Genomic DNA, 22,519 nt, shown 5'->3' with positions numbered 1-22,519 from the left:
CTACGAGGGCTGGAACATCCGGGGGATGTTCCAGCCCTCTATTGCAGCCTGAGGGCGTCGACCGCGAGCCGGGCGGCGGTGCCGATGACGGCGTCGGCCTGGGGGAGGGTGGCGGCCGGGTTGGCGGCGCGGGTGAAGACCGCGACGGCGTAGCGGCCGCCGTCCGGGTATTCGACGACGCCGACCTCGCTGCGCGCGGTCGGCAGGGTGCCGGTCTTGCCGGCCACGTGCACGTCGTCGAAGGGGAAGCCGGAGGCCATGCGATGCGGCCAGACCTGCAGGCCGAGGAGGCGGCGGATGGCGGCGCAGTGCTCGGGGGTGCCGGCCTCGTCCCGCCAGATGGCGCGCAGCAGCCGGGTCAGGTCCCGGGGCGTGCTGTGGTTGGAGTGGCCGGGGTCCAGGGCCCGCAGCCGGGAGAGCACGTGCGGGTCGGTGAGTGCCTGGGCACCGAGCGGGCCCGTGTCCTCCTTCATCGTGGCGAGGAGGCCGGCGAAGGTGCGGGTCATGCGGGTGGCGGTGAGGCCGAGGCGGGCCGTGGTGGCGTTGACGGCGTCGAGGCCGACGCGGTCGAGGAGCAGGTCGGCGGCGGCGTTGTCGCTGACGGCGATCATCAGGTACGCCAGGTCCCGTACGGACATCCGGACCGGATCCAGCATGGCGGCCAGCCCCGTCGGGCCCGCGGTGCGACCCCCCGGCGGGCACTCCACCTGCTCGGTGAGGTCGAGCTGCCCGGCGGCGGCGCGCTCGTGCAGGGCGACGAGCAGGCACAGCTTGTGCACGCTGGCGGTGGCGACCACGCCCTTCCCGCCCGCGTCGAGCTCCGCGCCGGAGTCGATGTCGAGCGCGTGCAGCCGGCCGGTGACGCCGGCGTCCGTGAATGCCGCGCGGATGCGGCCGACGGCGCCCGTCACAGCCAGAACTCCGAGGCCGGACGCAGGTGCAGCGGCGGCGCCTCGGCGGCGGCCGGGGCGGCGTCCCGCAGCGCCCGCGCCGCCGCGTCCGCGAAGGCGCCGACGACGGTGTCGCCGCGGCCCTCCGGCCAGGCCACGGTGTGCCGCCGGGTCAGCGGCGCGCCGGCCAGCGGCCGCCAGACGACGGCGCCCTCCTCGTCCGTCGGCCGGGTGTCCTTCGGGCTGAAGGCGACGGCGTCGGCGGAGAGGATCAGCCCGCGGATGAAGCTGGCGCCCTGGCCGTGCCGGACGGTGGCCGGGGTGTAGCCGCCGCGGGCGCAGGTGGTCAGCACCTCGTCGTGCAGGGCGGGGGCGTCGGCGCGGGGGAAGAGGACCAGGCCGTGCCCGGCCAGCGCGGCCAGCGGCACCTCGTCGAGCGCGGCGGCCGCGGCTTTACGGGACAGCAGGACGCCCATCTCCCGGTGAAGTACGGGCCCGAGGCCGAGGCCGGTCACATCGCACGGGTGGTGGATCAGCCCCACGTCGAGATCGTGCGACGCGAACTCGGCGAGCTGCCGGGCGGTGGTCAGCTCGCGCAGCTCCAGCTCCACCCCGGCGCAGTGCCGCTGGAAGTCGGCCAGGATCGCGGCCACCGTCTCCCCGGCGATGTCCGGCGGCAGCGCGGCCCGCAGCAGCCCGCTCTCCCCGTCGCGGATCCGCCGGGCGGCCCCGCGCAGCGCCTCGGCGCGGGTCAGCAGCTCGCGGGCGTCGTCCAGGAGCAGCACACCTGCCTTGGTGATGGTGACCTGCCGGCTGGTCCGCTCGAAGAGCCGCACGCCGAGCTCGCTCTCCAGGCGCTTGATGCGCTGTGAGAGGGGCGGCTGGGCGATGCCAAGACGGGATGCGGCCCGACCGAAATGTGACTCTTCTGCAACAGCCACAAAGCACTCCAGGTGCCGGATCAGGTCCACAGCCAGCAATGATACTGGATCCTAATCAATTGACTATTGATAGTTAACTTGGACATGCCGGACTGGTCTGCTGTTCCCTCGCAGCCATGACCTCGATCTTCTTCGGCCCGAGCGGTACGTCGTGAACCGGCCCCTGCGGCGCATAGCCGTCTTCTGCGGGCTGCTGGTGCTGGCCCTCCTGGCGCGCGTCACCTGGGTGCAGTTCGCCCAGGGCGACGCCCTGGCGCGCGACCCCGACAACCGGCGGGTGAAGATCGCGGCGTTCGCCGAGCCGCGCGGCAACATCATCGTCGGCGGCGAGGCGATCACCGGCTCGGCGCCGACCCGCGGCTCCGACTTCACGTACAAGCGCACGTACCGGGACGGCCCCATGTACGCGCCGATAACCGGCTACTTCTCCCAGACCCAGGGCGCGACCCTGCTGGAGGGCGTATACGACGACCTGCTCGGCGGCACCGACGACCGGCTCACCACCAACCCGCTCAAGCTGCTGACCGGCGAGCGGCCGCGCGGCGGCGACGTCATCACCACCATCGACCCGGATGTGCAGCGGGCCGCGTACAAGGGCCTGACGGACCTGGACGCGAAGGGCGCCGTCGTCGCCCTCGACCCGCGCAACGGCAAGGTCCTGGCGATGGCGAGCACGCCCTCGTACGACCCGTCCGCCTTCGCGGGCGCCTCGATCGGCGAGGCGGAGAAGTTCACCGGACTGGACAAGGCCAAGAGCAAGCCGCTGAGCAACCGGGCGCTCCGCGAGGCCTATCCGCCCGGCTCCACGTTCAAGATCCTCACGGCGGCCGCCGCCCTGGAGCACGGCGTGGTCACCGACATCAACGCCCCCTCGAAGGCCCCGGCCCCGTACCGCCTGCCGCTCAGCAGGACCGAGATCGGCAACGTGGTCCCCAACTCCCTCTGCGACGACGCCTCCATGAAGACCGGCCTGCAGTGGTCCTGCAACAACGTCTTCCTCGACGCCGCCCTCAAGACCGGCAAGGACCGGATGCGGGAGACGGCGGAGAAGTTCGGCTTCAACGACGAGCAGTTCATCCCCGTACGGTCGGCGGCGAGCGGCTACCCGGAGAATCTGGACAAGCCGCAGACCGCGCTCACCGGCATGGGCCAGGGCAGCGTCACCACCACCCCGCTGCAGATGGCGATGGTGACGGCGGCCCTGGCGAACGACGGCACGATGATGCAGCCCCGCCTGGTGGACGAGCTGCGCGGCCCCGACCTGTCGACGATCGAGAAGACGGAACCCGAGGTCGCCGCCCGCCCCATCTCCTCCGGCACCGCGAAGAAGGTGCAGGAGATGATGGAGTACACGGTCACGGACGGCACCGGCGACAAGGTCCGCATCGACGGCGTCACGGTCGGCGGCAAGCCCGGCACCGCCCAGCACGGCGCGGACGTCCGCGACGAGCGCCCGTACGCCTGGTTCGTCGCGTACGCCAAGCAGCCGGACGGCTCTTCGCCCGTGGCCGTCGCCGTCTTCGTGGACCCCGAGGACATGAACATCTCCCGCGCCGACATCGCCGGCGGCCGCCTGGGCGCGCCGATCGCGAAGGCGGTCATCGAGGCGGTGCTGAAGCGGTGACGACCCGCGCCCTTCCCTGAGGGCCGGTCGCCCGGGAACTCCACGCCGATCCGCCCCGACTACCTGCCCGGGGGCCGGATTCCGCTCGGCGCCCGTGGATCCGGAAGGGCGGGAGTTGTTCGATGCGTGCTCGTGTGTGGTGCGGTGGGGCGGCCGTGCTGGCCCTGTTCGCGGCCGGCTGCGGTGGCGGTGATGGCGGCGAGGCGCGCGCCGCCGGGGGTTCGGAGGCCGGTGGCGGCTTTCCGGTGAAGGTCAGTGACTGCCGCGGCGACGAGACGACGTTCGACGCCGCGCCCAAGAAGATAGTCACCAGCAATGCCTCCAGCCTCGAACTGCTGCTGCGCCTCGGCGCCGGGGACAAGGTCATCGGCACCGGCTTCCCGCCCGGCAAGGGCACCCTGCCCGGCGCGCTCGGCACCCGGGCGCAGCAGGTCCCGGTGCTGAGCAAGGCCGTCATCCCCAAGGAGAAGCTGCTCGGCTCCGGCGCCGACCTGTACATCGACACCTTCGCGGCGATGAACATGGGCGGCATGGGCGATGCGCCCAAGGAGGAGGAGTTCAAGGCCGCCGGGATCAAGCACATCTACCTCAAGTCCACGGCCTGCGCGGCCATGAGCAAGAAGCCGCTGACCGACCTGTCCGCGGTGGAGGCGGACATCACCGCCCTGGGCGACGTCACCGGCACCGGCGACCGGGCGGCGGAACTCGTCGCCGGGATGCGTAAAAGGGTCGGCGCGGTGCACAAGGCCGTCGGCGGCACCGCGCAGAAGGACCGGCCCAGCTATTTCTTCTTCGACTACGACGCCGGCACCAAGCAGCCGATGGCCATCTGCAACAAGCAGATCGGCAACGCGGTGATCACCTCGGCCGGCGCCCGTAACGTCTTCGCGGGCTGCGACGGCGACTACCAGCCGGTCGGCTGGGAGGACGTGGTCGCGAAGAACCCCGACTGGATCCAGCTGGCCGTACGAAACCGGGGCAGTGCGGCCGAGACCCGCGCGGCGTACGACGAGGCGCAGCGCTGGCTGGAGCGCAATCCGGCGACGAAGGGCCTCGAGGCGGTGCGCAAGGGCCGCTTCCTGCGCATCGGTTCGGAGGCCACCACCATCGCGGGCGTGGCCAACGCCGACACCGTGCGGCGCATCGCGGCGACCCTGTACCCGGGCAAGGTCAAGGCGGGGCAGTAGATGCCGGTGCTTGCGGCGACCCGCGAGAGCCGGGCGGAGAAGCGCGCGACCGGTGGCGTACGGACCGTACGCCCGGCTCTCCTGGCCGCCGTCCTCGGCGCCGCGCTGCTGCTCGCGCTGACCGCCGCCGTGTCGTGGGGGTCCACGGCGATTCCGCCCGGTGAGGTGTGGACGGTCGTGGTGCGGCGGCTGTCCGGGGAGCCGCCGCGGCCCGGCACCGACGATCTGATCGTGTGGCAGCTGCGGGTGCCGCGGGCGCTGCTGGCGGCGGTCGTCGGCGCCGGGCTGGGGCTTGTCGGCACGGCGGTGCAGGCGCTGGTGCGCAATCCGCTGGCGGATCCGTATCTGCTGGGCATTTCCAGCGGGGCGTCGCTGGGTGCCGTGGCCGCGATCGTGCTGGGGGCCGGGGCGGGCGGGCTGCTCGGGCTCGGGCTGTCGGGGGCGGCGTTCGCGGGGGCGCTGGGGACGTTTGCGCTGGTGTGGGCCATTGCCCGGCGCGGGGGCGGGTTCTCGCCGCTGCGGCTGGTGCTGGCCGGGGTGGCGATCGGGCAGTTCCTGTCCGGGTTCACCAGCTATCTGGTGCTGCAGGCCGGGGACGAACAGCAGACGCAGAGCGTGCTGTTCTGGCTGATGGGCAGCCTGAGCGGGGCGACCTGGACGACGCTGGCGGTGCCCGCGGTCGCGGTGCCCGCCGGGCTGGCGCTGCTGCAGGCGCGGGCCCGGGCGCTGAACGCGGTGATGATGGGCGACGAGACCGCGGCCGGGTTGGGGGTGGATGCGGCGCGGCTGCGGCGGGAGCTGTTCGTGGTGGCGAGCGTGCTGACCGGGATTCTGGTGGCGGTGTCCGGGGCGATCGCCTTCGTCGGGCTGCTGGTGCCGCACCTGTGCCGACTGCTGCTGGGCGCCGACCACCGGCGGCTGCTGCCACTGTCGGCGCTCATGGGGGCGCTGCTGCTGGTGATCGTCGACACCGTGTGCCGGGTGGCGCTCAGCGAACAGGAGCTGCCGGTGGGCGTGGTGACCTCGCTGATCGGCGCGCCCGCGCTGCTGTATCTGCTCGACCGGCAGCTGAAGGACGGCAGATGAGAATCGACATCGAGGAGCTGCGGGTCGCGTACAGCGGCCGGACCGTGGTCGCCGGTGTGCGGCTGATCGCGGCCGAGGGCGAGATCGCGGGCCTGGTCGGGCCGAATGGGAGCGGCAAGTCGAGCGTGCTGCGCACCGCGTACCGGCATCTGCGGCCCGCGGCCGGGCGGGTGCTGGTCGGCGGCGACGACATCCGCGCGCTGTCGCCCGTACAGGCGGCGCGGCGGGTGGCCGCCCTGCCGCAGGAGCGGGGCGGGGATGTGGAGTTGTCGGTGTACGAGGTCGTCGCCATGGGCCGTACGCCGTACAAGCGGGCCTTCGCGGGCGAGGACGAGGCCGACCGGCAGATGGTGGCGCGGGCGCTGGCGCAGGTGGGGATGGCCGAGGCGGGCGGCCGGTCCTTCACGGCGCTCTCCGGCGGTGAGCGGCAGCGGGTGCTGCTGGCGCGGGCGCTCGCCCAGGAGCCCGATGTGCTGGTGCTGGACGAGCCGACCAATCACCTGGATGTGCTGCACCAGGTGGAGCTGCTCGCGCTGCTGCGGGCGCAGCGGCGCACCACGCTGGTGTCGCTGCACGACCTCAATGCGGCGGCCGCGGTGTGCGACCGGCTGCATGTGCTGCACGAGGGGCGGGTGGTGGCGTCGGGTACGCCGCGGGAGGTGCTGACGCCCGCGCTGCTGGCCGAGGTGTTCGGGGTGCGGGCGGCGGTCGTGGAACATCCGCTGACGGGCGACCCGTTGATCGCCTTCGACCACCGCGCTCCGGCCGACGCTCCGGCCGCGCTTCACCTGCCCGCGTCGTAGGCCTCGAAGTGGCTCGGCCGGCCATCCCGCAGCACGAGCCGCCCGAGCCGCTCGGCCTTGGCGCGCGGCATCAGCTCCCAGGCGCCGTCCGCGGAGCGCAGGGCCGCCGAGTGCCAGGGCGTCGTCCACACATCCCGGGCCGCCAGCAGCCGGATGCCGAATTTCGCCGCCCCTGCGGGCTGCGGGTGGATGGACAGCCGCAGCGCGCGCGGATGCCGTTCGGCGATCAGCTCGCCCCAGGCGCGGCTGCGCTGGATCACCCCGTACGCCCGCCGCCGGCACGCGCGCTGGAGGGCGGCGCGGCTGCCGGGGTATTCGGCGGCGTCCTCGACGAGGAAGCGGGTGATGCCGCGGTACAGCCGTAGCGCGTTGTCGTCGTGACGGAGCTCGGCGCGAAGGTCTTCGACGGTGGGTGCGTAGCGGTCGTGGACCAGGGTGCGCTTGGTGTCGTGCGGGCGGTCGCCGTAGACGTCGCGCAGGTCGTAGACGGTGAGCCGGTCCAGCCGTTGCCCGCGGATCATGGTGCGGAGGGCGTCGGCGTACGCGTCGATGTGCGCGTCAGGTACGTGGATGAGGTCGCCGAAGATGTGCCCGTCGGAGCAGATGACGAGCCGGGCGCCGGGGGCGTAGACCTCGGACACGCTGCGGCAGAGCTGGTCGAGGAAGCCGAGGGAGAGCCGTTCGCCCTGGTCGGGGAGGTGGCCGAGGACCTTGGCGGGGTTGGGCGACTTGCAGGGGAAGCCGGGGAGCGTGAGCTGGATGGGCTCGCCGTTCCGTACGAAGTCGGCCAGGCGCTGTAGTTGGCAGGGGAAGGCCGCGGCCGGTGGGGAGTCGGGGTCGGCGGCGCGGCGGTGCGGCAGCAGCAGGTTCAGGATGGCGACGCACGTGTCGGCGACAGGGCTCGTGGTGAGCGGCATCAGGTCTCCCGTCAGATCCGCCGGTCGTACGTCACCGGCAGCCGGCTCACGCCACGGGCCAGGACGGCGGGGATCCAGTCGAGGTCCGCGTCCGGCCCGGCGAGGCGCAGGCCGGGCAGCCGGGGCAGCAGCGTGCCGAGGGCGAGCTGGAGTTCGGCGCGGGCGAGGGCGGCGCCGGGGCAGAAGTGGATGCCGTGGCCGAAGGCCAGGTGCGGATTGGGGGTGCGGTCGAAGTCGAGGGTGTCGGGCGCGGGGAAGTGGGCGGGGTCGCGGTTGGCCGCGCACAGGGAGACGATCACGGAGTCGCCGGCCGGGATGCGGGTGCCGTGCAACTCGGTGTCCTCCGCGAAGAAGCGCCAGGTGGTGAGCTCGAAGGCGCTGTCGTAACGGAGGAGTTCCTCGACGGCCCGGGGCAGCAGCTGCGGCTCGGCGCGCAGCCGGTCGAGGTGGGCGGGGTGGCGGAGCAGGGCGATCAGGGCGGTGGTGAGCTGGTTGGTGACCGGCTCCTGTCCGGCGACCAGCAGCTGGAAGACGATGGAGTCGAGCTCGGCTTGGGTGAGTTCGCCGGTGTCGTACGCGGTGACGAGGCGGCTCAGCAGGTCGTCCTGCGCGTACCGCCGCTTGTGCGCGACGACGTCGGCGATATAGCCCTGCAGCCCGCGCAGCCGGGCCTCGTACCGCGGCCGCCCGGGGTCGGTGGGGCCGACCGGCTGGACGACCTTGCCCCAGTCGCGGTCGAAGCGGGCGGCGAGTTCGGCCGGGAGGCCGATGACCTCGGCGAGGACCTGGAAGGGGTAGTGGGCGGCGAAACCGGCGACGAGGTCGGCGGGGCCGTGCTCGGGGAGGGCGTCGATGAGGGTGTCGGCGAGCTTGCGGAGGCGCGGGCGGAGCTCCTCGACGCGGCGCGGGGCGAAGGCGTCGACGATGAGACGGCGCATCCGCGTGTGGTCCGGCGGGTCCTGGTGGAGGAGGTGGACCTGGAGCTGGGAGCGCTGCGGCTCGGGCATGATCGAGGCGCGGGCGCGCCAGCGGTCGTTGCCGCGGGCGTGGTTCTTGCCGAGGCGGTCGTCGTTGAGGGCGGCGTGGGCGGCCTCGTATCCGGTGATCAGCCAGGCGTGGACGCCGCTGGGGAAGACGACGGGGTGGACGGGGCCTGCGGTGCGCATGTGCTCGTACTGCGGGTAGGGGTCGCGTTTGTACGGGCAGCCGTACATGGGGACGGGGCCGGGCGCTGGCGTCGTCATAGGGAGATCTCCGGGCGGTAGTGGTCCAGCCACAGGGCGAGGTCGACGACGCGCTCCAGGCGCAGCCGGTGGCCCCACTCCAGGCGTTCGGGCGGGGTATCGAGGTGGGGCTTGATACGGGTCTCGTCGGCGAGGTCGCGCACCTGCGGGACGGCGAGGGCGTCGCGGGCCAGCGCCTGCAGGCCGCGGTTGTAGTCGGGGTGGTGGGTGGCCGGGTAGTGGTTCTTGGGCCGCCACAGCACGGACTCGGGGGCCAGGCCGGCGCCGGCCGCGCGCAGCAGGCTCTTCTCACGGCCGTCGAAACTCTTGTGCGCCCATGGGGTGTTGAAGGCGTACTCGACCAGGCGGTGATCGCAGTACGGCACCCGCACCTCCAGCCCCTGCGCCATGCTGAGCCGGTCCTTGCGGTGCAGCAGCTGCCGCAGCCAGCGGGTGAGCGACAGGTGCTGCAGCTCGCGCTGCCGGTGCTCGGCCGGGTCCTCGCCGTCGGCGTGCGGGACGGCGGCGAGCGCCGCGCGGTACGTGTCGTCGCGGAATTCGGCGATGCGCAGCACCGCCCCCAGCTCCGGATGCAGCGGCATCGCGGCCTCGTCGCCGGTGACCAGCAGCCACGGGAAGGTGGGCGCGGCCAGCGCCCTGGGGCTGTGGAACCAGGGGTAGCCGCCGAAGACCTCGTCGGCCGCCTCGCCCGACAGCGCGACGGTGGACTGCTTCCGTATCTCGCCGAAGAGCAGATAGAGCGAGGTGTCCATGTCGCCGACGCCGATCGGCGAGTCGCGGGCGGCGACGACGGCGCGGCGGTGGTCGAGGTCGAGGAGGGCGTGCGGGTCGAGGACGACGGTGTCGTGGTCGGTGCCGATGAAGGCGCCGGCTTCGGTGGCGTACGGGGTGTCGTGGCCGGTGCGCAGGACGTCGCCGGTGAAGGCGGCGGCCTGGTCGCTGTAGTCGACGGCGTAGGAGCGGATACGGGCCTCGGGGCCCTCGCGCAGCCGCAGTTCGTCGGCGAGGAGGGCGGTCAGGACGGTGGAGTCGATGCCGCCGGAGAGCAGGGAGCAGCGCGGCACGTCGGCTTCGAGCTGGGTGCGGGCGGCGTGGTCGAGGCGGGTGCGGATCTGCTCGACGGTGGTGGCCTGGTCGTCGTGGTGGGGGTGGGCGGCGAGCTGCCAGTAGCGGCTTTCGCGGATGCCGTGGTCGCGGTCGAGAAGGAGGGTGCCGCCAGGCTCGACCTCGCGGATGCCGGACCAGATGGTGGGGCCGGTGTTGAAGAGCAGGCTGTACGCCTCGCGGAGCCCGTCCGCGGTTACCCGGGGGCGGATCTCGGGGTGCGCGAAGAGCGCCTTGGGCTCGGAGGCGAAGGCCACGCCGCCGGTGATCCGCGCCCAGAAGAGCGGCTTGACGCCGAGCCGGTCCCGTACGAGAAGCAGCCGCTGCTCGCGCTCGTCCCAGACGGCGAAGGCGAACATGCCGTCGAGGCGCTCGGCGAGGCCGGTGCCCCACTCGGCGTAGGCGTGCAGCACGACTTCGGTGTCGCTGCGGGTGCGGAAGCGGTGGCCGTGGGCGCGGAGTTCGGCGCGGAGGTCGTGGTGGTTGTAGATCTCGCCGCTGAAGGTGAGGACGGTGCCGCGGTGTTCGTGGGCCATGGGCTGGACGCCGCCCTCGAGGTCGAGCACGGCCAGGCGGCGGTGGCCGACCGCGGCGTGGCGGGTGAGGTGGACGCCGGAGGCGTCGGGGCCGCGGGGGGTCAGGGCGGCGGTCATTGCTTCGAGGAGTGGGGCGTGGGGGCGGGCGTCTTGGGCGAAGGATGTCCAGCCGGTGATGCCGCACATTGGGGGCTCCTTGTCGGGTGGCGGAAGGGGGTCGGCGGTGGGCGGTCGGGGGCGGCCAGTCGGTGGTCGGCGGTCGGCGGTCGGCGGTCGGCGGTAGGCGGTCGGGGTCGGCGGAAGGCGGTCGGGGTCGGTGGTCGGGGTCGGGGTCGGCGGACGGGGGTAGGCGGTGGGCCGCGCGGGCAGCGGGCGGTGGGTCAGCCCTCGGCGGCGGGCGCCGCCGCGACCGTGGCGCCGGGTGACGTGCGTACGGGAGGCCGGTGGCGGGCCAGCAGGCCGACGGCGAGGGCGGCGGCCAGCGCGGCGAGCGCCAGCGCCCACCGGGCACCGGTGCCGTCACCGGCCCCCTCCGCGGCCCCTTCACCGGATCCGCCACCGGTGCCGTACGCAGCCAAGCCCCAGGTCGCCGCCGCGACAGCGGGCCCGAGGGCGAAGCCGAGGCTGCGGGCCGACTGCACCGCGGAGCCCGCGGTGGCGGCCGCCTCCGGCGGGGCGGCGCCCATCACCAGCGACTGGGTCGGACCGCCGTACAACCCCATCCCGCCGCCGGCCACCGCGAGCCGCCAGGCGACGTCGTACGCACCCCAGCCATCGCCGAACGGCACCAGCAGCCCAAGCCCGGCCGCCGTCATCGCGGCCCCGACGATGGCGGTGGGCCGCGCCCCCCAGCGGTCCGCCAGCCGCCCTCCCAGCGGCCCGGCAAGCCCCATGGCCAGCGGAAAGGCCAGCACGGTCAGCCCGGTTGCGGTGGCGCTGAACCCGTCGCCCTGCTGCAGCCGCAGCGCCACCGTGTACTGCATGGCAGCAAAGGCCGCGGCGAGCGCGAGCACCGCGGCGTGCACGCCGTACGTACCCGCCGCCCGCAGCACGCCGGTGACCTGCCGCCCGCCGGGCCCACGCAGCCACCACCACAGCGGCGGCAGCGCCGCGAGCCCCAGCAGCAGCCAGACGGGCGTATCCGGCGCGAGGGTCAGGGCCAGCAGCAGCGCCGTGAGCGCGGTCCCGGCGAGGGCGGCGTCGGCGACATGCCGCCGGTCGGGCGTGCGCAGCCGGCCGGCCAGGGGCAGGCAGCGGTACGCGACCGCCATCGCCGCCAGGCAGAAGGGAAGTTTCACGAGAAACACCGCATGCCAGCCGAACGCATCCAGCAGCACCCCGCCCACCGCGGGCCCGGTCACCGCCCCCAGCGGCCCGAGCGTCGCGGGCACGCTCATCGCCCGGCCACGCATCTCGGGCGGCACCGACCGGATGACCAGCACCGGCATCAGCACGAACAGCACCGCACCGAAGGCACCTTGGGCGATCCGCGCCACGACCAGCCACGCGACCCAGGGCGCGAGGGCGGCGAGGAGGCTGCACAGCGCGAATCCGCCGGTGGCGGCGAGCAGGGCAGGGCGCATGCCCCCGTACCCGACGCTGTCCAGCCAGCGCCCGGCGGGCAGCAGCAGAGCGACGACGGGGAGCTGATAGCCGAGCACGGCCCACTGGGCGGTGGCCGGGGCGACCTCGAAGCCGGCGGCGATATCGGCGAGGGCGACGTTGACGATGTTCATGTCGAGCATCGCGATGAACGACAGCGCTCCGGCCACGGCGACCAGCGCCCACCGCGGCCTGCCGTCGTCCGTATCCGGCACGGGTATTCGCCCCTGACCTGGGCCGACCTGCGGGCCGCGCGGCATCGCTGACTCCCCCTCACGGCCCTGGAGCGGCGGACGGGTTCCGCCAGGGGCCTCGCTTCAGTGGTCGGCCGCGGGCGGGAGGGAGTTCCCGCGGATACGGAAAGCCATGCCTCGGGGGAGGTGCCGACGGCGGCAGGAACCAGGGCCGGGCGGCGTCCGACTACCTGGTGGGCAGGTCGCTGCCCGGCACTCTTCCCGGAGGACTGGACGCATGACGACGGATGCATCGAGCGGCACGACGGCCGTACGGCGGTATGTGCCGCCGCCCGCGCTGGGCGGGTTTCTGGCGCTTCTCGTGGCGCTGTTCTGCGTCGCGTACGCCGTGGGGTCGGCGGCGGGGCCGGTCGCTCCGGGGCTCCATCCCGGGCGATCCGCGCCTACGGACGGCAGTGGCGGTGGCGGTGGCGGTGGCGAGATGGACGACATGGATGACATGGACGGAATGGAGGGCGGCCACTGATGACCACCGCGCCCCTGGCCGCCACCGTCACCACCGACCTCACCATCACCGGCATGACCTGCGCCGCCTGCGTGAACCGGGTCGAGAAGCGCCTCGCCCGGCTCGACGGCGTCACCGCGTCGGTGAACCTGGCCACCGGCCGCGCCCGCGTCACCCACCCGCCCGCGCTGAGCCCGGGGGAGCTCGTCGCGGCGGTGGAGCGGGCGGGGTACGGAGCGGATCCCGTACGGGAGGAGTCCTCGGCGCCGGCCGCCCGGGCCGCTGACGACCAGGCCGCTGACCACGAGGCCGCCGAACGCCACCGCCTGCTGGTCACCGCGCTCCTCGCCCTCCCGGTGCTGATCCTCTCCATGGCCCCGGCCCTGCAGTTCCGCAACTGGCAGTGGCTGTGCTTCGTGCTCGCCGCGCCGGTGGCGGTGTGGGGCGCCTGGCCGTTCCACACCCGGGCGCTGCGCGGGCTGCGGCACGCCACCGCGTCCATGGACACCCTTGTCTCGCTCGGCGTGACCGCGGCTTTCGGCTGGTCCGCGTACGCCCTCTTCCTCGGCGGCGCGGGTGAACCCGGGATGCGGATGCCGTTCAGCCTGCTGCCGACGGCCGAGGGCGGCACGGCACACGTCTATCTCGAAGCCGCCGTCGCCGTACCGCTGTTCGTCCTGGCGGGCCGCTATCTGGAGGCCCGCGCCCGGCACGGCACCGGCGCGGCGGTGCGTTCGCTGGCCGAGCTCGCGGCGAAGGATGTCGCGCTGTGGGAGGAGGCGGAGGGAGGTGAACGACGCATCCCCATCGAGCACTTGCGGCTCGGGCAGATCTTTGTCGTACGGCCGGGCGAGAAGGTCGCCACCGACGGCGAGGTGGTGGACGGCAGCTCGGCGCTCGACCTGTCGCTGGTCACCGGCGAGAGCGATCCGGCCGAGGTCGGTCCTGGCTCGAGCGCGGTGGGCGGCGCGGTGAATGCGGGCGGGCTGCTGCGCGTACGGGCCACGGCGGTCGGCGCCGACACGCAACTGGCCCGGATCACCCGCCTGGTCACCGAGGCGCAAGCGGGGAAGGCGCGGGCACAGCGGGTGGCGGACCGGGTGGCGGGGGTGTTCGTGCCCGTGGTGCTCGCCGTGGCGATCACTGTGCTCGGGTTCTGGCTGGGGGCGGGGGCGGATCCGCAGGTGGCGGTGACTGTGGCGGTGTCGGTCCTGGTGGTGGCCTGCCCGTGCGCACTGGGCTTGGCGACGCCTACGGCGCTGATGGCGGCTACGGGGAGGGGTGCTCAGTTGGGCGTGCTGATCACTGGTCCGGCGGCGTTGGAGGCACTGCGGGGCGTGGATACGGTCGTGCTCGACAAGACGGGGACTCTGACGACCGGGCATCCGCAGGTCACGCGGGTGACGGCGCTGCCGGGAGGGGGCAGTGGGACGGGCAGGGTCGACATTACGGACGGGACCGAAGCGACGGAGGGGACCGACACGACTGACGAGACCGCCGCCACCGCCCGCCTGCACGGCATCGGCGAGCAAGCCGCCCTGCGCCTCGCCGGCGCCGCCGAGCAGGGCTCCGAACATCCCCTCGGCCGCGCCATCGCCACCCACGCCCGCCGGGCCCTCCCCGAACGCCCCCTCCCCACCGCCACGGACTTCGCCGCCACCCCGGGCGTCGGCGTGACGGCCCGCGTCGACGGACACCGCGTGGAGGTACGCGCCCCGGGCGACGAGCCCCTGCCGGACACGCTGTCGGCCGCGATCACAGCCGCCGAAGCCGCCGCCCACACCCCCGTACTGCTCCTCATCGACGGCACCCCCCAAGCCATCCTCACCCTCGGCGACACCCTCCGCCCGGGCGCGTACCACGCCGTGGACCGCCTGCGCCGCCTAGGCCTCCGCCCCGTCCTGGCCACCGGCGACCGCGAGCCCACCGCCCGCGCCGTAGCCGCCGAACTCGGCCTCGCCCCCGCCGACGTCCACGCCCGCCGCACCCCGGAGGACAAGGCGGCACTCGTACGACAACTGCAGGCGGACGGCCGCCGGGTAGCCGTGATCGGCGACGGCGTGAACGACGCCGCCGCCCTCGCCACGGCCGACCTGGGCATCGCCATGGGCGGCGGCACCGATGCCGCGATCGGCGCGGCCGACGTGACGCTGGTACGGGAGGACATCGAGGCCGTCGCGGTGGCGGTACGGCTGGCCGGCCGCACCCTCGGCACGATCCGTACGAACCTCGTCTGGGCCTTCGGCTACAACGCCGTCACCGTGCCACTGGCCGCGACCGGCTGGCTGAACCCGATGATCGCAGCCGCCGCGATGTCGGCGAGCTCGGTGCTGGTCGTAGCCAACAGCCTCCGCCTGCGCGGCTGGCGCCCCGCACCCCCGGCCGCACGCCGCCGCCACCCGGCACGCCTCGCCGAGGCACCCGCATGAGCCGCCGCGATCCCGCTCCCGCGCCCGCTCCCGATCCCGCCCCCGCTGCGGTGACCTCACCGACAGGCCCCGTACGCCGCTGGGCCGACCGCGCCCTCCCGGCGCTCTGCGCCTGTGCCGCCGCCGCCCTGACCCTCGCCGGACTCACCGCATGGACAGCCACCGGAGCCGCAGGCCGACCCGCGCAACTGCACATCGAAAACGCCCGCTTGCTGCTGCCATTCGAGGGCAACCAGACCACCGCCGCCCTCTTCCACATCCGTAACACCGGCGACGCGGACGACCGCCTGACCGCCGTGACCTCACCGTCCACGGGCCGGGCGATGCTGGCCCGCGACTCCGGAACGGACGGCGGGGCGTCCGACGGGATGGAGATGGTGGCGTCGGCCGACGTGCCGGCCGGCGGCGAGCTGGTGATGTCGCCGTACGGTCTCGACGTGATGGTCGACCTCCGCTCAGGCCTCCGCTCCGGCCTCCGTGCCGGGCAAAGCATCCCGTTCGTCCTGCACTTCGAGGACAGCGGCCGGATCGAGACCGAGGCTGTCGTCGTACGCCCCGGTGCCTGGAGATCCGGCCGCTGAGCGGCGTCAGCCGGCGATGGCGAGAGGCCTCACCTCCTGCATCGCCTCTGCGGCCTCGGCCGCCTCGGCGGCGAGGAGAAGCGCGACGAGGCTCTCCCGAGCCCGCGCCACCCGGGACCGCACGGTCCCGATCGGACACCCGACCGCACTCGCAGCCTCCGCGTACGGCAAACCAAGTAGCTGGGTGAGCACAAAGGCCTCCCGCCGCGGCCCGTCCAGCGACCGCAGCAGGTCACCCAGCGCCACCCCCTCCTCGAATCCGGGCAGCCCACCCGGCTGGCTCCGCTCGGCCGCCGCCTGCCAGTCGGTCACCTCGGCGATCCGCGGCCGGGCGGCGGCCGCGCGATAGCGGTCGACAACCACCCGGCGGGCGATCGCCAGCAGCCAGGTGCGGGCGGACGACCGCCCCTCGAAGCGCGGCAGGGCGGTCAGTGTCCGCAGATACGTCTCCTGAGTGAGGTCGTCGGCGCCGTGCGCATCGGCGCAGAGATGGGTGACATAGCGCCAGACATCGGCGCGGGTAGCGCGGACGAAGCGCTCGTACGCCTCCCGGTCACCGTCGCGGGCGTCCAGCGCCCACCGGGTGACCTGCGCGTCATTGCGTACGGCGGGCCGCCGTTTCAGGGCATGGGTCATCGCAAACTGTCCTTCGCATGCGGACGGAACAGGCCGCACTGCAAGCGCGCACGCCATTCCGTCAGCGGGACTACGGGGTCATGGACCCGGCGCACGACGCAGGCGCGCGCATGCAGAAAGGCGCAGCCAACGGACGCCGGTAATCAGGCACTTCGATACGTCACCGGTCACCGGCTCAGGCCGGGACGGGTGGTGTCAGACGCAGCTCAGCCGTACCGGAGGACCCCGCCGGGACAGAACGTGCCGCAGCGGCCGACGGCGCAACCGCCGCAACTCGGGATCGGCCGCAGGCGCGGGCGCAACGGGCCGTTGCGCGCCCGCCGCCATGAACACCCGGCAGGCCAGCACCAACGGCGCAAAAAGAAATCCGGCCAACGCCCGCCCGAGCCGGAACGCGGCAACCTCCCCCCGCCCCAGCCAAAGCCCGCACAACAGCCCGGCCGCGACGTGCGCCAGCACCATGCCGACGGAGGCACCGTGCCCGGAGCCCGCATGCTGCATACCGGCCTGACTCCCCGCCGGCACCATGGCGCCCTGCTGCGCAGGCGCGTCAGCCAGCGCCTGAGCCGCACTGAAACCGGTATGCAACGCCAGCTGCGTAACCGCACTGGCCGCGGTCACAACGACCGCCCCCCGCTCCCGATCGGTCATCCACCAGGCAAGCGACATGACAAGCAAAAACCCATACCCAACAGCCCACCCAGGCGGCGACCCCCCAGCCATGAGCGCATGCCCAAGCCCGGTCATCGCCACGCACACCGCCGCAAACACCGCAGCCCGCGCAAGCCGAAACCCAGGCCCACTGGTCATGCACTCATCGTGCCACCACCCCCACACCGTCCCCGAGCACCCCACCCGGCAAGCCGGACGCCGGGACCACGACGAGGCCGCCGTCCGTGGACCAGACAGGAAACGTCGAAGGGCCCCACCGCGGACGGTGGGGCCCTTCGACGTTTAGTGCCCGGTGAGGCACTGGCGGAGGATACGAGATTCGAACTCGTGAGGGGTTGCCCCCAACACGCTTTCCAAGCGTGCGCCCTAGGCCACTAGGCGAATCCTCCGTGGAGAACATTACAAGACGCTGAGGGGTGCTCGCGAACTCGTTGCGAGCCCCGGGGATCAGGTACGCTGGGTCTTGCCTCTCACGCGGCGTTATCTCACTGAACTCCCCCAGGGCCGGAAGGCAGCAAGGGTAGGCGGGCTCTGGCGGGTGCGTGGGGGGCACCTTGCGTTCTGGGGGCCCCGCACGGGGGCGGTCAGGGGGCGGGTGCCCGGCCGCTGTGAGCGGGCGGTTTCTGTGGCCGAGCTCACTTGTCGGTGCGCACCGATATCGTCGGAGGCGTGTCGCAGCTCGCTCTTTACCGCCGTTATCGACCCGAGACCTTCGCCGAGGTCATCGGGCAGGACCACGTGACCGGTCCACTGCAGCAGGCGCTGCGGAACAACCGGGTCAATCACGCCTATCTCTTCAGTGGTCCGCGGGGGTGCGGCAAGACCACGAGCGCCCGCATCCTGGCCCGCTGTCTGAACTGCGAGCAGGGGCCCACCCCGACCCCCTGCGGCGAGTGCCAGTCGTGCCGGGACCTCGCCCGCGGCGGGCCCGGCTCGATCGACGTCATCGAGATCGACGCCGCCTCCCACGGTGGCGTGGACGATGCGCGGGACCTGCGCGAGAAGGCCTTCTTCGGCCCCGCCTCGAGTCGGTACAAGATCTACATCATCGACGAGGCCCACATGGTCACCTCGGCGGGCTTCAACGCCCTGCTGAAGGTCGTCGAAGAGCCGCCTGAGCACCTGAAGTTCATCTTCGCGACGACGGAGCCCGAGAAGGTCATCGGGACCATCCGCTCGCGTACGCATCACTACCCCTTCCGCCTCGTCCCGCCGGGCACCCTGCGCGACTATCTGGCCGAGGTCTGCGAGCGCGAGTCCATCCCCGTGGAGGACGGCGTGCTGCCCCTGGTCGTACGGGCCGGGGCCGGCTCTGTGCGTGACTCCATGTCCGTCATGGACCAGCTGCTCGCCGGAGCCGGCGAGCAGGGTGTGACATATGCCATGGCCACCGCCCTGCTCGGCTATACGGACGGCTCGCTGCTCGACGCCGTCGTGGACGCCTTCGCGGCGGGCGACGGCGCGGCCGCCTTCGGGGTCGTCGACCGCGTTATTGAGGGCGGGAATGACCCGCGCCGCTTCGTCGCCGACCTCCTGGAGCGGCTCCGTGACCTGGTCATCCTGGCCGCGGTCCCGGACGCGGGCGAGAAGGGCCTCATCGACGTCCCCGACGACGTCCTGGACCGCATGCGCACCCAGGCGTCGGTCTTCGGCGCCGCCGAACTGAGCCGCGCCGCCGACCTCGTCAACGAAGGCCTGACCGAGATGCGCGGCGCCACGTCCCCGCGCCTGCAGCTGGAGCTGATCTGCGCCCGCGTGCTGCTGCCCGCGGCGTACGGCGACGAGCGCTCGGTCGCGGCCAGGCTGGACCGCCTGGAGCGGACGGCGGGGGCGCCGGCACCGCTCGGGTACGTACCGGGGCCCGAGGGCCACACGCCGGGGCCCGCGGCGGCTCGGGCGGCGATCTCGTCGCGGGGCGGGCCGGTGCAGCCGCAGGGTGGGGCGCCGGGGGGCGGGGCGCCTGGCGGCGGTGCGGGTGCGCCTGGCGGCGCGGTGGCCGGCGGCGGGGCGGCCGGTGGCGCGGCTGGGCCGGCCGATGCGGCGGGCGGCGGCCCGAATGCGCCGGGAGCTGCCGAGGGCGGGGCCGCGGCGGCGGACGCTCCGCAGTACGGGACCGGCGCTGAGGCCGGGACAGCCCAGGGCGGCGGCTATGACGGAGGGCAAGGGCCCGCGCAGGGCGGCGGCACCTCACCCGCCGGGCCGCAGACCGGCACGGGCCAGGGCCCGCAGGCCGGACAGCGCCCCGGAGCCTGGCCCGCGGGCGCGTCGGCCGGCGGCGGGGTGACCGGCTCTCAGGCGGGCCCCGGCGAAGGCGGCCACTCCGCGATTCCCGGCACGGACGCCGGTGAGACCCAGGGTGGCCCCGGTGGCCCCGGTGGCCCCGGTGGCCCCGGTGGCGAGCCCGGCGGAGCCGGTGCGGCTGGGCGGCGGCCTGGTGCGTGGCCGACTGCCGTGGCGCCCGGTTCGCGGCCTGCGGGCGGCGGACCGGCTTCGGGGAGTACGGGCCCGGGCAACCCCGGTCCGCAGGGCGGCGGCCAGTCCGGCGGCCCCGGCGGTGCCCAGGGCGGCTCCGCACCTGCCGGGCCTGGCGGCCCCGCGCCTACTGGGCCGCAGGGCGGAGCGCCCGCGCCCGCGGGCGGCCACGCCGGCGATCCGCAGGCAGGCGGCTATGGCGGCAATCCCCAAGCCGGCGGCCAGCCGGGCAATCCCCAGGCGGGTGGCCCGGCCAGCGGCCCGCAAGCGGGCAGTGCTCCTGCTGGCGGTCAGGCGGGGAATCCTCAGGCGGGAGCCGCCTCCGTGCGGCAGATGTGGCCGGACATCCTTGAGGCCGTCAAGAACCGGCGCCGTTTCACGTGGATCCTGCTCAGCCAGAATGCCCAGGTCAGCGGCTTCGACGGCGGCACGCTCCAGCTCGGCTTCGCCAACCCCGGGGCCCGCGACAGCTTCGTGAACGGCGGCAGCGAGGACGTACTCCGCGAGGTGCTCGCGGAACGCTTCGGCGTGCAGTGGAAGGTCGAGTGCATCGTCGACCCGTCGGGCGGCGCAGGCGGGGCCGGTGGGCCCGGTGGCCCGGCGATGGGCGGCGGGCAGGGCTCCGGCCCCGGAGGCTTCGGTGGCGGCCAAGGTCCTGGCGGCTTCGGCGGTGGCCAAGGCCCCGGCTCCGGTGGATTCGGCGGCGGCCCGGCCGGCGGACCGGCGGCGAATGCGGGCGGCTTCTCCGGCCAGGGGACACCGGGCGGTCCGGGAGGCCCCGGCGGTCCGGGCGGACAGGGAGGCCCGGGTGGGCTGGGCGGCCCGGCCGGATCGTCCGGCTCCGGCCCGCTCGGATCGGCCGGCCCCGGAGGCCCCGGCGACCCGAGCGGCTACGGCGCAGGCCCAGGCGGTCCCGGCGGCTCCGGCGCCCCCGGCCGCCAAGGCGCCAACGCCGCCCGCCAGGCCATGCAGACGGCCCCGTCCCCCGTACCCCCGCAGCAGGCGTACGACCCCGACCCCGGCCCGCCACCCCCTCCCCTGGAGGAGGACATGCCGGCCGAGGACGACCCCGACCTGGTCGACTCCGCCCTCTCGGGCCACGACCTCATCGTTCGCGAACTCGGCGCCACGGTGATAGAGGAAATCCGCAACGAGCCCTAGCCCACCACCAGCACTCCGGCCCGGCAGGCCCCGAGTCCAGCCCCCACCGCGCGTACACCCCCCGGAGGGCCCGTGTCCTCCGTTCGGCGTAGAGCGCGCGGCCCGGGTAACACGTAGGCTCGCAGGAGCGAACCAGCGAAACAGCCAGACAGCGATATATGGCGCGTGCAGTCGACGAAGCAGGAGCAAGCAGTGATCCCCGGTGGTGGCCAGCCCGACATGCAGCAGCTGCTGCAGCAGGCCCAGAAGATGCAGCAGGATCTCGCCGCGGCGCAGCAGGAGCTGGCCGAGACCCCCGTCGAGGGCACGGCCGGCGGCGGCCTCGTCAAGGCCACGGTGACCGGCGGCGGTGAGCTCAAGGACCTCACCATCGACCCGAAGGCCGTAGACCCCGAAGACACCGAAACCCTCGCCGACTTGATCCTCGCGGCCGTACGCGACGCGAACGCCGCCGCTCAGCAGCTCCAGCAGGAGAAGCTCGGCCCGCTCGCCCAGGGCCTCGGCGGCATGCCGGGCATGCCTTTCTGAGCATGCTCTTCTAGGATCGAGAGCCCCACCGAAAGGCAATCCGCGTGTACGAAGGCGTAGTTCAGGATCTGATCGACGAGCTCGGGCGGCTGCCCGGCGTCGGTCCGAAGAGCGCGCAGCGGATCGCCTTCCACATCCTGCAGGCCGAGCCGGCCGACGTCCGCCGGCTCGCGCACGCCCTCACCGAGGTGAAGGCGAAGGTCCGGTTCTGCTCCGTGTGCGGCAATGTCGCGCAGGAGGAGCAGTGCCGGGTCTGCGTCGACCCGCGCCGCGACCCGTCGGTCATCTGCGTCGTCGAGGAGCCGAAGGACGTCGTGGCCATCGAGCGGACCCGCGAGTTCCGTGGCCGGTATCACGTCCTCGGCGGGGCGATCAGCCCGATCGAGGGGGTTGGCCCTGACGACTTGCGGATACGCGAACTGCTGGCCCGGCTCGCCGACGGCACCGTCACCGAGTTGATCCTGGCCACCGACCCGAATCTCGAAGGAGAGGCCACCGCCACCTACTTGGCCCGCATGGTCAAGGCCATGGGCCTGAAGGTGACGCGGCTGGCCAGCGGGCTCCCCGTCGGGGGAGACCTGGAATACGCGGACGAGGTCACGCTGGGGCGGGCCTTTGAAGGGAGGCGCTTGCTCGATGTCTGACGCCACACTCCACAACGCCACTCAGGACCCGGACAGCTTCGCGGTCCAGATCGCCGACCAGGTGGAGAGCTTCCTGGTCTCCGTCACCGAGCTGGCGAAGGGTGACGAGCCGGACAGCGCGGTGCCGTTCCTGCTGCTCGAGGTCTCGCAGCTGCTGCTGGCCGGCGGCCGGCTCGGCGCGCACGAGGACTTCGTGCCGGACGAGCGGTACGAGCCGGACACCGGCCCGGAGCCCGACGTGGACGAGCTGCGCCAGCGCTTCGCCACGATGCTCGACCCCGTCGACGTGTACTCCGAGGTTTTCGACCCGTACGAGCCGCGCAGCGCCCCCGTCGCCTGCCGGATCTCCGACGACATCGCCGACATCCTCACCGACCTCCGGCACGGCATGGCGCACTACAGCGCGGGCCGGGTCAGCGAGGCGCTGTGGTGGTGGCAGTTCTCGTACCTCTCCAACTGGGGCCCGACCGCCAGCGCCTGCCTGCGCGCGCTGCAGTCCCTCGTCGCGCACGTCCGCCTCGACAAGCCGCTGGACGAGCTGGACGGCCTGGACACCGACACGGACGCGGCGCTGGACGATGGCAGCCTCGAGGAGGAGGCCGGAAAGGTGATGGTCCAGGAGATCGCGGAGCCGCTGGGCCTGCGGTCGGTACGGACCTGAGCGCACCCCCGGCGCGCGCAACGTGCGCCGGGTCGTGCACCCACGCCGGGTGTGACCTGCCTTACGACCTCGCATGGACTGGCTCCTGCCGGGCAGGGTTCG

At 73.6% G+C, this 22,519-nt stretch carries 19 protein-coding genes, 1 tRNA gene and 1 other RNA gene; 12 read left to right on the top strand and 9 right to left on the bottom strand.

Annotated features, from left to right (window positions below; all coding sequences use genetic code 11):
* Window positions 1–38: 38 nt before the first annotated feature.
* Both ACNNMR_RS21650 and ACNNMR_RS21645 read right to left on the bottom strand, forming a co-directional pair.
* Entirely contained in the window at window positions 39–911 is an 873-nt protein-coding gene (locus ACNNMR_RS21650) for a serine hydrolase (protein ID WP_419996310.1), read from the bottom strand.
* Window positions 908–1,831 carry a LysR family transcriptional regulator gene (locus ACNNMR_RS21645; protein ID WP_419996309.1) on the bottom strand — a complete coding sequence of 308 codons (924 nt, stop codon included), beginning with the start codon at window positions 1,829–1,831 and terminating at the stop codon, window positions 908–910. The genes ACNNMR_RS21650 and ACNNMR_RS21645 overlap by 4 nt, the downstream gene beginning before the upstream one ends.
* 151 nt (window positions 1,832–1,982) lie before the next feature.
* Here ACNNMR_RS21645 and ACNNMR_RS21640 point away from each other — a divergent pair, with 151 nt between their 5' ends.
* The 4 genes from ACNNMR_RS21640 to ACNNMR_RS21625 all read left to right on the top strand — a co-directional run bounded on the left by ACNNMR_RS21640 (window position 1,983) and on the right by ACNNMR_RS21625 (window position 6,531).
* Window positions 1,983–3,455, top strand: a complete 1,473-nt coding sequence (locus ACNNMR_RS21640) for a peptidoglycan D,D-transpeptidase FtsI family protein (RefSeq protein ID WP_419996308.1) — start codon at window positions 1,983–1,985, stop codon at window positions 3,453–3,455.
* A gap of 122 nt (window positions 3,456–3,577) precedes the next feature.
* Entirely contained in the window at window positions 3,578–4,642 is a 1,065-nt protein-coding gene (locus ACNNMR_RS21635) for an ABC transporter substrate-binding protein (RefSeq protein WP_419996307.1), read from the top strand.
* The gene (locus ACNNMR_RS21630) at window positions 4,643–5,728 is read left to right on the top strand and encodes a FecCD family ABC transporter permease (RefSeq protein WP_419996306.1); all 1,086 of its coding nucleotides are present in this window, start codon (window positions 4,643–4,645) and stop codon (window positions 5,726–5,728) included. It abuts the gene before it with no gap.
* A complete protein-coding gene (locus ACNNMR_RS21625; protein ID WP_419996305.1) occupies window positions 5,725–6,531 on the top strand; it encodes an ABC transporter ATP-binding protein in 807 nt (268 codons plus the stop codon). Before ACNNMR_RS21630 ends, ACNNMR_RS21625 begins: the two co-directional genes overlap by 4 nt.
* Here ACNNMR_RS21625 and ACNNMR_RS21620 read toward each other — a convergent pair.
* The 4 genes from ACNNMR_RS21620 to ACNNMR_RS21605 all read right to left on the bottom strand — a co-directional run bounded on the left by ACNNMR_RS21620 (window position 6,513) and on the right by ACNNMR_RS21605 (window position 12,194).
* Window positions 6,513–7,448: an L-tyrosine/L-tryptophan isonitrile synthase family protein gene (locus tag ACNNMR_RS21620; RefSeq protein WP_419996304.1), complete on the bottom strand. Its 936-nt coding sequence runs from the start codon at window positions 7,446–7,448 to the stop codon at window positions 6,513–6,515. The two genes, ACNNMR_RS21625 and ACNNMR_RS21620, sit on opposite strands and share 19 nt — an antisense overlap.
* A gap of 11 nt (window positions 7,449–7,459) precedes the next feature.
* Entirely contained in the window at window positions 7,460–8,692 is a 1,233-nt protein-coding gene (locus tag ACNNMR_RS21615; RefSeq protein WP_419996303.1) for a cytochrome P450 family protein, read from the bottom strand.
* Complete coding sequence (gene asnB / locus ACNNMR_RS21610; RefSeq protein ID WP_419996302.1) at window positions 8,689–10,518, bottom strand: asparagine synthase (glutamine-hydrolyzing); 1,830 nt, start codon at window positions 10,516–10,518, stop codon at window positions 8,689–8,691. The genes ACNNMR_RS21615 and asnB overlap by 4 nt, the downstream gene beginning before the upstream one ends.
* 194 nt (window positions 10,519–10,712) lie before the next feature.
* Complete coding sequence (locus ACNNMR_RS21605; RefSeq protein ID WP_419996301.1) at window positions 10,713–12,194, bottom strand: MFS transporter; 1,482 nt, start codon at window positions 12,192–12,194, stop codon at window positions 10,713–10,715.
* Window positions 12,195–12,405: 211 nt separating this feature from the next.
* Between ACNNMR_RS21605 and ACNNMR_RS21600 the strand changes: the two genes are divergently transcribed.
* From ACNNMR_RS21600 to ACNNMR_RS21590, 3 genes are read left to right on the top strand one after another with little or no spacing between them, the layout of a single operon-like run.
* Complete coding sequence (locus tag ACNNMR_RS21600) at window positions 12,406–12,654, top strand: hypothetical protein (RefSeq protein ID WP_419996300.1); 249 nt, start codon at window positions 12,406–12,408, stop codon at window positions 12,652–12,654.
* Window positions 12,654–15,062: a heavy metal translocating P-type ATPase gene (locus ACNNMR_RS21595; RefSeq protein ID WP_419996299.1), complete on the top strand. Its 2,409-nt coding sequence runs from the start codon at window positions 12,654–12,656 to the stop codon at window positions 15,060–15,062. Before ACNNMR_RS21600 ends, ACNNMR_RS21595 begins: the two co-directional genes overlap by 1 nt.
* A gap of 50 nt (window positions 15,063–15,112) precedes the next feature.
* Window positions 15,113–15,643, top strand: a complete 531-nt coding sequence (locus ACNNMR_RS21590; RefSeq protein ID WP_419996298.1) for a copper chaperone PCu(A)C — start codon at window positions 15,113–15,115, stop codon at window positions 15,641–15,643.
* 6 nt (window positions 15,644–15,649) lie between these two features.
* On the opposite strand, the gene ACNNMR_RS21585 is transcribed toward ACNNMR_RS21590, so the two are convergent.
* The 3 genes from ACNNMR_RS21585 to ACNNMR_RS21575 form a co-directional block, all read right to left on the bottom strand.
* Window positions 15,650–16,279 carry a sigma-70 family RNA polymerase sigma factor gene (locus ACNNMR_RS21585; protein WP_419996297.1) on the bottom strand — a complete coding sequence of 210 codons (630 nt, stop codon included), beginning with the start codon at window positions 16,277–16,279 and terminating at the stop codon, window positions 15,650–15,652.
* 195 nt (window positions 16,280–16,474) lie between these two features.
* Complete coding sequence (locus ACNNMR_RS21580) at window positions 16,475–16,948, bottom strand: hypothetical protein (protein ID WP_419996296.1); 474 nt, start codon at window positions 16,946–16,948, stop codon at window positions 16,475–16,477.
* Window positions 16,949–17,252: 304 nt separating this feature from the next.
* A tRNA-Ser gene (locus ACNNMR_RS21575) sits at window positions 17,253–17,340 on the bottom strand.
* Window positions 17,341–17,412: 72 nt separating this feature from the next.
* On the opposite strand from ACNNMR_RS21575, the gene ffs reads away from it, so the two are divergent.
* From ffs to ACNNMR_RS21550, 5 genes are all read left to right on the top strand, one after another.
* An RNA gene (ffs, locus tag ACNNMR_RS21570) (signal recognition particle sRNA small type) lies at window positions 17,413–17,509 on the top strand.
* 111 nt (window positions 17,510–17,620) lie between these two features.
* Window positions 17,621–20,584 (top strand): DNA polymerase III subunit gamma and tau, encoded by a 2,964-nt coding sequence (locus ACNNMR_RS21565; protein ID WP_419996295.1) that lies wholly within the window; start codon window positions 17,621–17,623, stop codon window positions 20,582–20,584.
* A gap of 192 nt (window positions 20,585–20,776) precedes the next feature.
* On the top strand, window positions 20,777–21,112 hold the full coding sequence (locus ACNNMR_RS21560; RefSeq protein WP_420000432.1) for a YbaB/EbfC family nucleoid-associated protein: 336 nt from the start codon (window positions 20,777–20,779) through the stop codon (window positions 21,110–21,112).
* A 44-nt stretch (window positions 21,113–21,156) separates the two neighbouring features.
* Window positions 21,157–21,756: a recombination mediator RecR gene (gene recR, locus ACNNMR_RS21555; RefSeq protein WP_165240535.1), complete on the top strand. Its 600-nt coding sequence runs from the start codon at window positions 21,157–21,159 to the stop codon at window positions 21,754–21,756.
* A complete protein-coding gene (locus ACNNMR_RS21550) occupies window positions 21,749–22,417 on the top strand; it encodes a DUF5063 domain-containing protein (RefSeq protein ID WP_419996294.1) in 669 nt (222 codons plus the stop codon). Before recR ends, ACNNMR_RS21550 begins: the two co-directional genes overlap by 8 nt.
* The last annotated feature ends 102 nt before the right edge of the window (window positions 22,418–22,519 follow it).

Source organism: Streptomyces boninensis (assembly GCF_048572725.1).
In the GTDB taxonomy this organism is placed as follows: Bacteria; Actinomycetota; Actinomycetes; order Streptomycetales; family Streptomycetaceae; genus Streptomyces; species Streptomyces boninensis.
Note: the sequence above shows the minus strand (reverse complement) of the source record. Positions and strands in the feature narration are given on the sequence as shown.